Below are 14,650 nucleotides of genomic sequence, written 5' to 3'. Positions count from 1 at the left end.
GAGAGGGGTCTTCGTGATCCGGGAAGCATGTATGTCACGAAAGCCGTGGGACCTTCACTTTCTGGCGGAGCCCGAGGAAGTGGCGGGCCTGCGACGCGTGCTGCGGGTCCACTTGGGGTTGTGGGGCCTGGACGAGCTCATCGACGCGGCTCAACTTTGCGTCAGCGAGCTGGTCTCCAATGTGATCACTCATGTCGGTCCCGGTACTCCCACTACCCTCGCTGTGGCGATGAAGGGAACCCATCTGCGGATCGAGGTCTATGACCCCGACACGCGCGCTCTGCCAACACTTCTCAGCGAGGACGTCAACTCCGAATCGGGGCGGGGTATGGGGCTCATCACCTTCGCTGCCGACCGCTGGGGCGTGCAACTCTTCGCCGACCGGAAAGTGACGTGGTGTGAGCTCTCCACCACGCTGACCTCGGCCAACGGCCACAGTGGACGCCCTCATGTGGCAAGAGCGGAGCAGATGCTCGGCCTCTACTGCGGGGCAAAGCTGCCGACCGCAGCTGGTTCAAGCCGCCTGGGTGCAACTGTGGCGGAGGAGGCAGTGGTCGGTGCCATTGCGGACCTTCTTCACTGGCTCCGGGCGCACGGTCGCGATGCGGATGACGTGTTGGACCGGGCTCAGATGCACTTCGAGGCGGAAGGGGGCGATGGGTGAAGGGGCGTCAGGCGTTTCCGTGCAGGTACGTATGAATCGCCTCGGCAATGGCTTTCCCGAGAGGGATAGGCACCGCGTTGCCGATCTGTGTAGCGATCTCCGTCTTCGATCCGCACCAGCGGAAGTCGGTGGGGAATCCTTGAATGCGAGCGGCTTCGTAATGGGTGATCGGACGGGGTTCCGTCGGGTGGAGGTATCGGCCCTTCTCCGGTTTGAAGAACTCGGTTCGAATGGTGACCGAGGGCTCATCCATGCGGAGCCGGCCCATAACGTCGCCTGTGCCGGTGTTGTGGTTGTCCCAACTTGCGGTGGAGAGGTAGCCGACCGTTGTTCTCACACCTGCAGGTTCAGGAGTGTTGAACAGGCGGATTTCACCGGATTCATTCACTGTGTACCACTTGTTGCGCAGGTCCTTGCGGTTCCCCCCCTCCGGGATGGCGCGGTAGCGAGCCCTTGAAAGAGGTTCCGGATTTCGGCCGAAGTGCAGGTCGCGAGTGGTGAAGACACCCGGGATCACGGCATCGATTTCAGGGATGTGGTCCTTGCCATCCGGAAGCTCAGTGCCTTCGATCTTGAGCTTGGCCGACTCGTCGAACACGCTCCGCACGGCTTGCCAGAACGAGGGTTCGGCATGGGCGCCGTCGAGTTGCAGATTCGACGGGAGGCCCGAGTTGCGCTTGGGGCGTCGGACATGTGTCGCGGCGGGGTAGGCCATCCTGCGACCATTGTCGACATCGCGAAGCACTCCGATGACGATCGTTCGGCGGCGCGCTTGAACTGCCCCGTAGTTGGCGGAGTTGAGCAAGTACCGCTTGTGCTTCTGCTCGTCGGTGTCGGTCGGTTCGTGCCCAGGAGGGTCGACAAGTTCGTAGTCGGCCAGCAGGCCGCCTTCCTCGACCTGGCTGAGGAGGTTGAGGAACTCGTTCGACTTGAGGAAGCGGTCGACGTTCTCAATGACGAAGACCTTCGGGCGAATCTTGGCAACGATGCGAACATATTCCTCCCACAGCCGGTTACGATCGCTGCCCTTCTTGCTGCGGTTCAAGGCCGAGAAACCCTGACAAGGAGGTCCGCCGACCACCACGTCCGCGTGGAGGGCATCCGGAGTCGGCTCCCACTTCTCGATGTCTCCGAAGTGGACGCCAGCCTGCGGGAAGGTCCTGTCCGGGCGGCCACTGCCGAAATTCGCGGCGTACGTGGCAACCGCAGCGGCGTTGTGCTCGACTGCCGCGATGCTGTGGAAGACGGGATCGCCGTCCTCCGCGCCCTCGGGACGGAACTCGTGAAACCCCTGGGTGAAACCACCGCAGCCGGAGAACAGGTCGACGACGGTGATGGGTTCGGGTTCGAGGAGGCGGAGATTGTACATCTGGCGATCTTAGCTTTCCAGGGCGACCACGAGGGCTCGGCCCAGTGCGGTGGCGAGAGGGGGCGGCATAGCATGACCAATTTGGCGATATCTGGATGTTTTTCCTCCGAAGAAGCGCCAGTTCTCCGGGATTGCCTGGATCATCGCGGCTTGATCGACGGTCAGTTTGGGATGCTCGCCCTGGGGAAAATCGGCACCAGGAGGTTCGTCGCCGAGGCTGCTGCCGTTCACACCCAGTGAGGCCCAGGCCTTCTTGCTGCCGGTGGGACCGAGATCGCCGCCGCCCCGTCGATCGGAGCCACCTACGAGTGCTGGAGCGACTCGGTCCGCGCCCTTGATCCAGTGTTCCGCGCCGGGCCAACCGCGTGAGGCCATCGACCGGCCGAGAACCTGGCCCACAGTCGGTGGCGGCAGCCGGTCCGGCTCGGGCCACGAGAAACGGGAGAAGTACGGCTCCTGCAGGGCGACCAGAAATCCGCTGCTGCGGTTTTGCGGTACACCGAAGTCCGCTGCGTTGAGGACTCGCCAACTCGCCCGGTAGCCCGCATCTCGCAATGCGGACTCGATCCACAAGCGATCGGTCTCGAAGTGCGGGCTCTCGACCAGGTCCGGAACGTTCTCCAGCAGCACGGCCTTCGGCCGCATGGCACATGCGAGTCCGATCGAGGCACGGAGGACTGCGCGCTCCTCCGTGTCCTCCGTACGACCAACCGTTGCCGATGACTTCACCCGTGGAAGTCCGCCGCTCAGCAGGTCGACCCCCAGCGTCTCCTGGCGCATGTTCGGATGGAACTGGACAACGTCCATGCAGATCACGTCCCAGGCGGGCCGGTTGAGGTCGATAGTGAAGCAGGCATCCGCTTTGCTGTCGACGAGTAGCACCGGGTCGAACCCCGCACGCTCCAGTCCGAGGGCCTGCGCCCCGGCTCCGGCACAGATCTCCACCGACCTGAAACGACGGGGCTCGACGCTCGGGGCGACGGCGGAGCGCACTGGGTCTTCCTTCTGGGATGCGGTAGTAGCCGGTTCGACGACAACCCCGGCAGTCTGTCCGGACTGCTTTGTGTCGGCCGCCGGAGGAGGGGCTGTCGGTCGTTGCGCGTCGACGGACTCTTGGGCGACAGCGAGCAGTTCGTCGTCCAGGGCACCTTCCGCGATGCCGTCGAAGAGGACGAACGGGGCGAGCCGCAAAAGTCTCTTCAGGAAGTCGCGAAGGGTGTCGCGTTCGTTGAGCCCAGCCAGGTCCAGGCCGTTCCAGACGCGGAGAATGGCGCGGACCAGGTGGGGACTCCCGCCAAGTGCGGCCCGGCGCGCGTAGATCTGGTCGAAAGCGGCCTCGCCGAGGATCTTGAGAGCACTGTAGGGCTCCGTTGTGCCGGGGGAGCGCACGAGTTGAGCACGCCACCACAACCGGCCGAATACGTGGCGGGTGAGGTCCGTGCCGAGAACACGGTCCTTGGGAGGTTGGGGGTAGCGCCAGAAAGCCACGTCCGGCAGCAGCACGAGCGCTAGGAAGGCCCAGACGTCGCGGGAGGCTGCCTCGGCTGGCACCATGCCCGTCTCGGCGTGCAGGAGAGCGGCGAGCTGGAGGTCGAAATCGGCGTTGCGCGCGCGGTCGGAGTCGTCGGGAAAGCCCGCTCGTGCGGCGAGATCGACAACACCTGTCCGCAGCTCTCGAAGCCGGTCGGCGGAGATCCGGTCTCCACCAGTGGCCACGTACACCGCAGATTCGTGGGAGACGGTTGCTCGATCGGTCAGTTCGGCAGTCGCCAGGTGCCTGTACTCCTCGAACAGCGGTCTGGCCTGATCGGCGAGCAACCGAGGATAAAGGAAACTCATCGCGACACCTCGAAGATCTTGACTGCCGCCTGCAGATCCGATGCGAACAGGGCAGGTGACTGGTGTCGACGCAGACGAATGTCAGTGATCGACCGGCCGGGGAACAACTGCTCGAAGAGGCCGACCAGGGTGGCCCCCAGCGAACCGTCCGGAAATTCGCCGTCCTCGACGAAGTCGTCCATTGCGAGGGCGTGTTCGATCATGGTCCGAGCGGCATCCGCGTACACCGCGGAGAGCACGATCCGGTCGACCGGCCCGGGTTTTCCTGCGTTCTTGAACGCGGTTGCTGTCACCGTGTTGCGCTCGTTGATCAGCAGGAGCAAAGACCCCATGGTGGCGCTCTCCAGGCTGCCGCTGATCTGGAGGTGCCAGGCCGCCCCGTCAGGGAAGGAGGTTCGGGCGAAGTCGATCACAGCCATCGGGAACTGCGGAGCATCGCCCTGTAGCCGCAACGTATCCCGATCGCTCCACAGTACGGAGCCTGCCCGACGTGGTGAGGAGGGGCGGGCGTCGCTTCGCCGCTCGGCCAGAACGAGTGCGGTGTCCAGGAGGAGCAAGCCGCCCAGATCGGCACCACGCAGTTGCACATCCAGGTCTACTTTGCGTGTGCCGTCGTCGGTCAGTCGCACATGCTGAGCCGGCCCACTGAGATTGGATCCGGTGGCCGTCCAGACGGCTGCGAGCATGAGAGCGGCATCCGTCGGAAGGCCGGATTGAGAGCGGGCCTGCCGCAGATCGACTCGGACGGTTCTGCGCAGGTGCAGGTCCATTTGGTAGTCCCAGTCGGGCAGGGCCTCGGGCAGGGGAATTTCACCGTCATCGGTCACCAACAGCCAGGGTTCTACGACAACGACGTCTTCGGAGGGAGCGCGATACGGGAGAGCACGTCGTGTCACGAGACTCTCACTGCCTCGACCTTGATATCGATCTCTGTCATGGTGTCCGGTGCCGGGCGCACGAGCGCGCGCCAGACGGCCTCGCCGCCCTCGATCACACACGCCTCCGAGGAGTGCAGAAGACCGTTGCTGTCCTCCCAACCGAGGAGCACGGGCATGCTCGCTCCGATCGGCGGATCGGTCTCGCGCCCACCCGAACCGGGAAGTGTGACGGCAAGATCGATGTGGACCCGTTGGGATCCCGGGACCGGCAGGCGGAACTCCTGGACGAGTACGGAGACGTCGTCGTGATCGTCGTAGTAGGGATCGCCGACGTACTGCACGCGCGGACGACGTCGTGGCGCGGCGATTCCGCTGTGCTCCGGCACGCCGCCGAAGGCCCGCAGACCAGTGTCGAAACTGCTGGAGCCCTCGCCTTCCCCGGCAGCGGCCTGCTCGATGCCCCGCGCTGCTTCAGGAGTGGGACGACCTGAGGCCGAAGGGATGGCGTCCTCGTCCGTCTCCTCTGGCCGTGAGGCACGTGTGATCGTGCTACCAGGCTTGGTGTAGGCGGTGGCTCCACCGATCCCCCACGCACCGCCCACCAAGCCCGAGAACATTGAACTGGCTGCACCCAGCGCGACGTTGCTGGCTCCTGGCCGTGCGACTCCGCCGAGGAAGAGCAGGTCGTCCAGAGCCTCGCTGATGCGGCTGAAGGTGGTCTGCACGTAGGTGCTCTCGGGCTTTGCGAGGGACTGAGGGTTCCAGGCATCGTGCGTCGGCGGTTCGGCCTTGGCATAGATCTCGTCCATGCTCACGTCCGCTCGGAAGACACCGGCATAGCCCTGGTTCTCGCTGGGAGGCTTGGGCCCGGGCCGGTAGGTGACGACCAGCTCTGCCGGACGCATGAGACAGATGTGGTGGACCAGGTTTTCGATGTCGAGCATCCGTGACGCCCGTGTCGGCTCCAGCGGCGGCATGATCCGCTTGACCAGTCCGAGGCGGCCCAGATGTCGTTTGGGTCTCCTGCACTCCAGATCAATGCCGCCCGAACCGGTCATCACTTCGTAGGCGGACACGAACATGTTCAGCGGACGCGTCTCCCGCGGATCGGGCACCGGGTGTTCGATTCCGTCGCAGGTGACGGAAAAACACATGGCAGGCGGCTTGTGGCCCACGGAGACCATTTTTGGCCACAGATGCCAAGTGACGGTCTCGGCCAGGTAGGCAGCCGCTTCGTTCGGCGCGAGGTCGTCAAGATTGGGGTCGATGACGACAACGGTGGTGCCTGTCTCGTTGGGACCGAAGGGTCTGAGGCCCAGGCGCTGGGCCGTCGCCTCCGCCTGCTGGCTGACCAGAGGTTCGATCACTTCCCCCGATGTGTCTCCCCACCAGTGTCGACCGGTGTAACGCCGATCTCCCCGTGACTCGGTGGCCTTGTAGCTTTTCCAAAGGGTGCAGCCGATGAGCCGGGTTTCGAGGTCGCCCAGTGTGGTTCGGCAACGGGAGTGCACGAGGACGGTGCCGGACTTGGAGAGGAGATAGAAAATGCCCTTGCCGAAGCCGTAGGTGCCACCACCCAGTGCAACATCTCGCGGCTCGCCTATGTTGCGAATGAAAGAGACGAAGTCACGGTCGGTTCCTGCGGCATCATCGGCGCGGGTGGGGCCTCCAAGTCCGCGAGTGCCGCGATCGGACACGGCGAGAAACCGGATCTGGCCACGCCGGAGGGTGTCACGCAGCGGGAAGTTTTCCGCACTGTCGGGTGCGCCGCCGAGCAGTAGCTCTCGCCAGGCTCCCGTGTGGGCGGGGCCAACAGTCCGCATATCAATGCGGAAGTCGACCGGGACGGATGAAGTGCGGAGTCGGGCGTCCCAACTGTTCTGGGCGGACTCGCGGACCAGGATGGTCAGCAGGTCGAGTTCGGGCCGGCCGAGCTGGTTGCGGATACCCTCGGCGGCGCTCGCGCCTTCCGGGGGGTAAGGCTGGGAAAACCAGCCGGGCGACGTCACACGGACTCCTGGATCAAGTCCTCGATCACTCGGGACACTTGGTCGGGTTCCATCGGCGCCGGAGACTTACCGGACAGATCGATGGTGTACTCCACGTCCAGTACGGAAACCGGTATGCCCGCCGCGACGAGTGCCCGGCCCGTCAAGCTGGGGAAGCCCGGGCCCACGGAGTACCACTGTTCCTCGCTGATCACGAAGCGCACGTCGTGGTAGTGGTCGGCGTCCGAAGAGCGATAGCCGACTTGCGCCAGAAGTTCGAGAAGAGCGCCCTCGTCGTCGCACAGCTGAAGTGTGCGGTTGACCAGTTCCACCACCGCAGTGCCGGAACCATTCACCGCAGTACGTTGCAGACGGAACCAGACCAGGCAGAGTTCACCGCCATCCGGTGCTTCGAGTTGATCGAGCCCGTGGATCTGTGGTCTTCGGCCCTCAGTGGTGGTGCTCGCCTTCACCTCGACAGCAGTGATGCCGGTCGAGAAGTCGTGGCGGTGTCTCTCGGGACCGCGCCAGAGGCGATGCGCGCTCGAATCTTTTTCGAGTAGACGGTTGAGCAATGTCAACTCACCGAACAGGCCGGCAAGTTGCTCGGGCCCCAAGGGAGCCTCCTGCGTTCGAAAGAGGGCTTTCCACCGGTCGAGCACTCGGTAGAGCGCCTTCACTGGATTCTCTGGAAGCTCCCTCGCGGCTTCCAGAACGTCCATGCACAGTTCCGTGAACAGATCGGTGAGGTCATCACGCAAGCAGGCGAGGTCGGCGAAGGTCTGGTAGGTGTCCTCGTCCTCCAGTGCCCGTTTGCGCAGCAGGAGGACCGGGCCGTCCAGGCCGGGCCGGATCTTTCGATGTGAGTGGACCGGGACCAGGAGATGGCGGTGCCCTCCATGGTCAACACCGACCGCCAGGGAACCGTGATCGCCGCTAACTGGCAAGTGGGTAACTCTCAGGCGACGTTCACCTGTGGGTTCCTCGGCTTCCAGCGCCGTCCAACGTTCCTCGACGAGTCTTCGGAGCGTGTCGTCGGTCATGCTTCCTCGCTGACGAGGAGGCTGTAATCCTCCTCCTCGATCCGCACATTGGACAGGTTGGCGGAGATGTACTTCTCAACCTCGCTGTCCTTGTCCCAGGGTTCAGGGAAGACCAGTCCGACGCCGATCACGTGTTCCTCGGCGTTCAAGGGTGCACGGGCTGTCTTCGCAGGGGCCGGCTCGGACACCTTGTCGATCGGGTAGAGAACCAGGAGACCGGTGTCCGGGAGTTCGATACGGCGCCTGTCCATGATTCCTTTCTCGCTCAACTTCGCCGTGTCCCCGCTGAGGTCCACCGCTGCGTCACGACGGCTCATCAAAGTCTTGATGTCGGCGAAGTCAGGGTCAGGAGTTCTGACGGCGAGCCGAGCACGGGCGTTGCGCCCGACGGTCACACCGGGGGCGAACGTGAAGCTGTCTCCCCTCGGGTTGCCGACAACCGCGATGTTCCACCGGCGAAGTGAGCTGGCTGCGGCTACTCGCTTTCGGATGTAGGCGGTGATCAAGTCCGCGTCGTTCTCCGGGGATTTCTCGTGGAACTTGTAAGACGACAGGAAGCCGATCACCAGGTCATGAGGCACGTCGCGAAAAACGTAGCGGCCGTCCGCCGGGCGCCGTTCCACCTTGGTCGCACTTACTGCGGAGGCGGCGACGAGACGGCTTGCGGCTTCGATGTTCCCGGTCAGCCAGTCGGCGTTGGTGTGGAAGTAGTGGGTCTGGACCCGCTTGCCACCGTAAGAGGAAGCCGCCGTGACGGCGTCACGCATTTTTGCAGCGGCGGTCACGCGCAGGGAGGGATGAGTGCGCAGGCGGACAGCGAACGTGAGGGGTGTTTCGTCCTCCGTCATATAAATGTCGATGTCTCGGCGCATCTCGGTCTCGACTGTCGCCAGGTGTCGGAACCACTCTGCCAACTCGTCTGTCATCCAGATTCGGGGCAGATCGGCGTAGCCGTTCCGGAAGCCGAACCAGCGTCCCATCTGCAGCAGCGTGTCGTACGCCGAGACCGCGCGGACGAAGTAGCTGACCGCCAAACCTTCGAGAGTCAAACCCCGCGAAAGCGTGTTGCCACCTACGGCGATGGCCACGACCGGGCCGTTCTCGTAGTCGAGGCGGTCCTCACTGCTTGAGTTGTCCATGATGATGCGACAACTGTCCAGGACCCCGGAGAGTTCGGTCAGCAACCGATCGAACGGCACTTTCGCCTCGCGGAAATCCTCGGCCCGGACACGCTGGGTCTCCTGCTCCCAGAGGCCTCGCAGCCGAGCGAGGAAGTCGGTGTCCGCGAGGGACATGGTGGCCTGCTCACGCAGACGTGCGAGTGGTCTCTTGAAGCTGTTGTGCACTGCGGTGTTCACACTGGTATGGATCAGCATCGTGCTGTGTTGATTGCCCGTACCTCGTACGCGCCGAGCGGCTGTGACGAGCCAGAAGTATTCGACCGCACTGCGCAGAGTGTCGGTGATGACTGGCTCGAAGCCTTCGATGTCGGCCCGGGTGTCCGGGCGTACGTACGGCACGTCCTCTTCGGGGATCGACCTGATCATGTCGTAGCCGTCGTCCACCTGTTCAGGATCCTCACCGTCGAGCGCGTAGCGTCCGAAGAGGACCTCGGTGCCGAAGTGGCCTTCAGGTTTTGGAAGGTTGACGACGAAGTCCTTGGGATACAGGTCCTCGGCACCCGGGTCGATCAGGAGATTGGCGAACGGCGAGGCCGTGTAGCCGACGTAGGCGGACCTCGGCAGGCAGCCCATGATGTCCAGGATCAGCGGGTTGATCGACGATGTGGCCACGGTGGCCTGGTCTGCCTCGTCGTCGATGATCAGCGCAGGACAGTCCTGGAGGTAGTCCGATGCCTTTTCGAGCCATCGGGCAAGCTTGCGCAGAACCGCCGCGTTCTTCTTCACCACACACAGCACGCGCGTCTTGTTGCTCTTCCCGAAGTACGAGGCCGGATTCTCGTGCGGGGTGAAGTCCTTGTCCAACCCGGTCAACTGGGACCACATCGAGGGGTTCGGCTCCACGAGTTGCTGTACCAGTCGGGCCTGGGTCTGTCGGCGGAGGCCGTTGTGGATGCCGGCAAGGACGATGAACAACTTGTAGCCGCGGTCGGCGGCCTTGGCCATGACCGACGTGAAGTTGGTCGTCTTGCCGGACTGAACGTAGCCAACGACGAGGCCGCGAGTGGAGAACGCTTTCTCCTTGGGGTGGTTCAGCAGTGAGACGACGCGAGTGGAGGAGTCGTCCAGGGCTCTGATCGCGGGATCCCGAGGCCAACCGTCCTTGCCGAGGAGGTCCACGATGGCAGGCCAGCACTTGTCCTTGGCCTGCGGGCCCGTGTACCAGGTGTCACGGTTGCCCAGGACCACAGCATGCGGCTCTTCGAGCTCCTTGATACGGACGGTCTGCTGCTCGTGACGCTCCCGGATCCGCTGGACGAGGTCGGGACTGGTTCCGAATTGCTCCAACCGCTTGACTGATTCCGCGGGGGTAAACGTGTCCAGGAGTGCCTTGAACGTCTCGTACATGTCGTCGAATTCATCGGTCATGAGAGTCGACCGTTCCCCGTTCTCGTTCGCCGAAGCCGTCCACACCCCGGAGCCCTCTGCCATCGTGGGTCGTTTCACACATGGCACAGCACTGCGAGACGCTCACCGGCACGTCACCTTCGTACAGGACCTACACACTATTGGGTGAGTTGGATGCGGATTGGAGAAAGTAGCGCCCCCGATCGATTTTTACGCCGGCGTATGCGAACTCGCGGCGGAGTACCCGCCGGGGCCTGCTCGCCATGGAGGACGAGCCGGGGCTGAGAGGCTTGATTTAGGGACCACCCAGGGGTCGCTGCTTGGATGCCACGGCCATGGCGATTTGACGCGCGACCTCGTCGGCGGACTCGTGTTCCCAGAACCTCAAGACAGTCCAGCCCGCCGCCTGCAGTAGCCCTGTTGTCTCGCGATCACGTGCCACGTTCTTGTCGAGCTTGGCACGCCACCACTCGGAGTTTGCCTTCGGCTGCGTCGCGTGCTGAGGGCAGCCGTGCCAGAAGCAGCCATCCATGAAGACGGCGATCTTGGCCCTGGCGAAGACGACGTCGATCGTGCGACGTGGCATGCCCGGTACCGGCACGTTCACCCGATAGCGCATACCTGCGGCATGCAGGAGCCGCCGCACCGCGACCTCGGGAGCCGTATCGCGGGAGCCCTGTCGGCTCATGCGGGCGGACACGGCGGGGGAAGACGGAATAGGGGCGGGCACGGGGGCATTCTGCCGGCGTTTTATGCACGCTCCGGAATCCGAGCCTGCTGCTTTCGGCCCATGGCCCTGTCAGTCCCGCTACTCGTACCGTTGATCTACGGGTTGAACCTGTCGAGGACGTGCTTGACCGTGTGGAGTCCGCGATCGGAGCCGAGAAGACCTCGAAACACGTCATCGCCGCCGGTGGCGCAGGCCGTGATCGCCTCAGGCAGCCAGCAGCACCCACCGGCGGTCCTCAGCGCTGCGGCCCGACGCCAGCTCGGCCAGCCGAGGCAGCGTCGCGAAGCTCGCCGAGAACGCGGTGTCCAGCTGCGGGTACAGATGATCCATCAGCTCTGACCAGGCGCCGCTCGGGTCGGACTCGAAGCGGTCGAGCAGGGTCGGGACATGCTCCGCGGAACCGCAGGCATCGCTGAGCGTCGACCCATCCGTCATACGCCGATCCAAGCAGGCCACGCGCCGACGCACGGAGCGTGACCCCTTGGAGCGGAGCGGAGCGGACCCGAGCAGAGCCCAGCAGAGGAACGACGCGCCCCGGGCTCGTAACACCTACCGCGGAGCAATCGCCCCGTACACGTTCCCCGGCGTAACAACCGTTCCTAAAGACTGAGCGGAAGTGAGTCCTGTTGCCAGGTCTCATGCTCGGCCGAACGCCCCGGACGGTGTTGGGCGTTCTGGTTGCCCGCGTTCGCTCCGCGTCCGGGCGGCACGGATCGTGTCCGTGGTCCGGGAATGCGGGGGCGGGTTCCCTCACGCCCAGGAACAACCGGTCTGGCCTGGACGGTCCGATGCCCCACCGCATCACTCCGGTGTGGTGGGGGCGGTGTCGTCCGTCGCCGGATCGGGTGTCCCTGGGCGCGCCTTCCGATCGCCACGGCAGCAGCATCATGGCGAGTGGGCTTGCGGTTTGTGCTGGTGGTGCTGGTGAGTGGTTTCTGCCAGTGCTGGGCGCCCCAGCGGCTGGTGTAGGCCGGGTCCACGGCGATGACCGCGATACCCGTCTGGTCTGCCATCGAGGCCAGCCGGGCGCGGAGCTTGCCGGTGGGCATCCCTGAGATCAGCTGCCTGAAGCGTTTGCGGCGGCCGTGCTTCTCCCGGGTCTTCTCCGCGGCGAAGTCCAGGTCCTCCACCGCGATCGCCTTCACACCGCACGTTCGGGCCCAGTGCAGGAGGCGGGTCAGGGCGTGACGGACCTGCGCATCCCGGTGTTCGGCGGTGCCGGTCAGGTCGTAGAAGAAGCGGCGCGGGCTGCCGGTCGGGTTGCCGTGGGTGTCGAGGCGCCAGGCCGCCAGGTGATCGGCGTTCATGTCGACACCGATCACCCCGTGCGCGAGCGCCGCCTCGATCGAGAGGGTGGGGGTGGGCGGGAGTTGCCAGGACGCCGTCACATACCAGCGGTCCCGGCCCGTATCGAGGTGGATGCGGTAGGCGACGGCTCTGTTGGCCGCGACACGGTCCGCCCACTCCTCGCCCCGGTGTGCGAACGCGACCCGGCACGCCAGGACGTACCGTCCGTGCGGGGCGTTCGCCAGATGCGTCAGCGGTGCGGGGAGTTTGATGCTCACCTCGCCGTCCGGGCTGATGCGGATGGTCTCGTTGCCGTAGCGCTTGCCGGACTCACCGTCCGCCTGGCAGAACCAGCGCTCCGCCTCCCACCGCCCACGCCATCCGGACTCGGTCAGCTGAGCCTCCTCCAGATGCTGCCGGGTACGGGCCAGCCGCTTGCCGCCGCGCACAACGTGCACGATGCCGGCCTCACGGTCCGCCCGCACGGCAGCCAGGCGGTCCTCAAGCACCCGCAGTCGCCGCGACTTCGCATGCCACTCCCGCCGCGACCGGTAACCCCCGGGCGCCTTCTTCGTCCCCTTCTGCCCGATCGGCAGCGACAACCGGTCCTCGATGGTACGGACACCGGCTTCCAGGTTCTGGATGTGCGCCGACTGGCACCGGCGGGCCAGTGCCCACTGGTCGTGCGTGGCTTTGGTGATACTGCCCGCCCACCGCGACGACGAGAACGGCGTCAGCTCCCGCTTACGCACCGCCCACGCCTCCCCGGAATGCGACAGACCGTCCCGGCAACGCGCCTTGAGATCCTTCGAGGCCAGCGACCCCAGATGCGCACCGACCAGACACAGCACCTCCTCATCGCCTGCGGTCAGCTGCTTGAGACGGGTCCGCACGGCCACACCGGACGGACCCGACGCGACGAACGACGGCGCGATACTCCTCAGTTCACCCACCCCGCCACCCCCGTCCGATGCCACCCGACGATCCCGTCGCCATGGCAAACGAGCACCACTCGTGAAGGTCACGCATTCGATGAGAGAACATCAGTTCCCCGCCGAAACCGCCCCCCATAGCCGCGGCGCGACATGACAGAGACCAGCAACACTCACTCCCGCATGTTCACCGTCGTCAGCGGCCGGTTGCCGGGCTGTTTGGTGCAGGGCTGGAGGACGGCCAGGTGACGGTGGCGCCAAAGGAATGGCAGCGCTCAGGCTTCCGGGAGGACAACTTCGACGGCAAGCCGTCTACTGGCGCCGGACCTGGCTGGCGTCCTCGGCTGTCGGGATCGATCACCGGCCGGTCGTGGTGCGGCTGTGCGCTGCATGAGGAAGGGCATTCCCGACGGGAAAGAAGGGAAATCCCGACGGGAAAAAAGGGCAGACTCCATATCAACGCTTCGTGAAACATAATGAGTTGAAGATGCCTATGCGATGCTGCCTTCACTCTCTGTCGCTGCGGAGATGTCGACAGGACGTGAACGGAGTTTTCCATGCAGAAGGTCATCGACTACATCGAAGAACATCGGAAATCGTACGAGAACCACGCATTCTTCACTCGCCTGCTCGCCAACGATTCACTCCCCGGAGAAAAGCGTCTGGCGTGGGGGCCCAGCGTGGTTCCCTTCATCATGGGCTACTCCGATCTGAACAAGTACGTCTTCCGTAAAGACGAAGGCAATGCCCGGCCCGATCAGCTGCAGGCCCTTCTGAACGCGCACACGTACGAAGAGGACTTCCACTGGCAGTGGATGCTGACCGACCTGGAGAAGCTGGGGGCCGACAGCAGCATGCCCCTGTCGGACGCCACGCGGGTCCTCTGGAGCGAGAACTTCAGCCACTCTCGACGTCTCTGCCTGGAGCTGGCCGCGCTCGCCGCGGGCGCCCCCACATACGCCGTTTTCGCGATGGTCGAGTCCATCGAGGCCGTCTCCATCACGATCTTCACCCACTGCCGGGGAATCGCCCTGCGGGACGGTCGCGAATGTGAGTTCTTCGGCACGAAGCACTACATGGCGGAGGCGTCGCACAGCATAAAGTCGCCCGAGGTGGAAGAGAAAAGCCTGCCGTCCCTCGACGACGCACAGCGCGAGGAAGCCAAGCGGATGGTGGATCGCACGTTCTCGCTCTTCGACAACTGGTCCGGCTCGCTCCTGCGGTTCGCTCTCGAAAGCGGGGACCACGAGCGCACGTACGAGAGGTTGATCCAGGAGAGCAAGGACCTGCTGCCGGAAGCCGAGGCGGTGGCCGCTGCCGCCTTCTAGCCTCGATCGTTGCAGGTCAACTGCTATTCCTATGACTAACTGACCGGGTCAACCGCCGCCCTCT

The 14,650-nt window shown here is 64.5% G+C and carries 11 protein-coding genes and 1 pseudogene; 3 read left to right on the top strand and 9 right to left on the bottom strand.

All coding sequences use genetic code 11. The annotated features are described in order from the left end of the window. Positions 1 to 31 precede the first annotated feature (31 nt). Positions 32 to 664, top strand: coding sequence for an ATP-binding protein (locus G3I71_RS07895; protein WP_164313182.1), 633 nt, complete (start codon positions 32 to 34; stop codon positions 662 to 664). A 7-nt stretch (positions 665 to 671) separates the two neighbouring features. On the opposite strand, the gene G3I71_RS07890 is transcribed toward G3I71_RS07895, so the two are convergent. The 6 genes from G3I71_RS07890 to G3I71_RS07865 all read right to left on the bottom strand — a co-directional run bounded on the left by G3I71_RS07890 (position 672) and on the right by G3I71_RS07865 (position 9,766). Beyond that, positions 672 to 2,033 carry a DNA cytosine methyltransferase gene (locus G3I71_RS07890; RefSeq protein WP_164313181.1) on the bottom strand — a complete coding sequence of 454 codons (1,362 nt, stop codon included), beginning with the start codon at positions 2,031 to 2,033 and terminating at the stop codon, positions 672 to 674. Between the two features lie 9 nt (positions 2,034 to 2,042). Then, positions 2,043 to 3,851, bottom strand: a complete 1,809-nt coding sequence (locus tag G3I71_RS52635; protein ID WP_343242879.1) for a DUF6339 family protein — start codon at positions 3,849 to 3,851, stop codon at positions 2,043 to 2,045. A gap of 17 nt (positions 3,852 to 3,868) precedes the next feature. Further along, positions 3,869 to 4,699 (bottom strand): hypothetical protein, encoded by an 831-nt coding sequence (locus G3I71_RS50245; protein ID WP_203729605.1) that lies wholly within the window; start codon positions 4,697 to 4,699, stop codon positions 3,869 to 3,871. A gap of 65 nt (positions 4,700 to 4,764) precedes the next feature. After that, positions 4,765 to 6,759, bottom strand: coding sequence for a hypothetical protein (locus G3I71_RS07875; protein ID WP_164313180.1), 1,995 nt, complete (start codon positions 6,757 to 6,759; stop codon positions 4,765 to 4,767). After that, positions 6,756 to 7,781, bottom strand: a complete 1,026-nt coding sequence (locus G3I71_RS07870; protein ID WP_164313179.1) for a PD-(D/E)XK motif protein — start codon at positions 7,779 to 7,781, stop codon at positions 6,756 to 6,758. Before G3I71_RS07870 ends, G3I71_RS07875 begins: the two co-directional genes overlap by 4 nt. Continuing rightward, entirely contained in the window at positions 7,778 to 9,766 is a 1,989-nt protein-coding gene (locus G3I71_RS07865) for a Z1 domain-containing protein (protein WP_239148992.1), read from the bottom strand. Before G3I71_RS07865 ends, G3I71_RS07870 begins: the two co-directional genes overlap by 4 nt. A gap of 42 nt (positions 9,767 to 9,808) precedes the next feature. On the opposite strand from G3I71_RS07865, the gene G3I71_RS50945 reads away from it, so the two are divergent. After that, positions 9,809 to 10,003 carry a hypothetical protein gene (locus G3I71_RS50945; protein WP_239148991.1) on the top strand — a complete coding sequence of 65 codons (195 nt, stop codon included), beginning with the start codon at positions 9,809 to 9,811 and terminating at the stop codon, positions 10,001 to 10,003. Between the two features lie 601 nt (positions 10,004 to 10,604). Here G3I71_RS50945 and G3I71_RS07860 read toward each other — a convergent pair. The 3 genes and pseudogenes from G3I71_RS07860 to G3I71_RS07850 form a co-directional block, all read right to left on the bottom strand. After that, positions 10,605 to 10,997, bottom strand: coding sequence for a very short patch repair endonuclease (locus tag G3I71_RS07860; protein WP_164313256.1), 393 nt, complete (start codon positions 10,995 to 10,997; stop codon positions 10,605 to 10,607). Positions 10,998 to 11,243: 246 nt separating this feature from the next. Then, positions 11,244 to 11,474: a hypothetical protein gene (locus G3I71_RS07855; protein ID WP_164313177.1), complete on the bottom strand. Its 231-nt coding sequence runs from the start codon at positions 11,472 to 11,474 to the stop codon at positions 11,244 to 11,246. A 164-nt stretch (positions 11,475 to 11,638) separates the two neighbouring features. Continuing rightward, positions 11,639 to 13,279 (bottom strand): annotated as a pseudogene (locus G3I71_RS07850) (IS200/IS605 family accessory protein TnpB-related protein). A gap of 536 nt (positions 13,280 to 13,815) precedes the next feature. On the opposite strand from G3I71_RS07850, the gene G3I71_RS07845 reads away from it, so the two are divergent. Continuing rightward, a complete protein-coding gene (locus tag G3I71_RS07845; protein WP_164313176.1) occupies positions 13,816 to 14,586 on the top strand; it encodes a hypothetical protein in 771 nt (256 codons plus the stop codon). Positions 14,587 to 14,650: the final 64 nt, after the last annotated feature.

Origin of the sequence: Streptomyces sp. SID12501 (assembly GCF_010550245.1) — a bacterium.
GTDB lineage: Bacteria > Actinomycetota > Actinomycetes > Streptomycetales > Streptomycetaceae > Streptomyces.
Note: the sequence above shows the minus strand (reverse complement) of the source record. Positions and strands in the feature narration are given on the sequence as shown.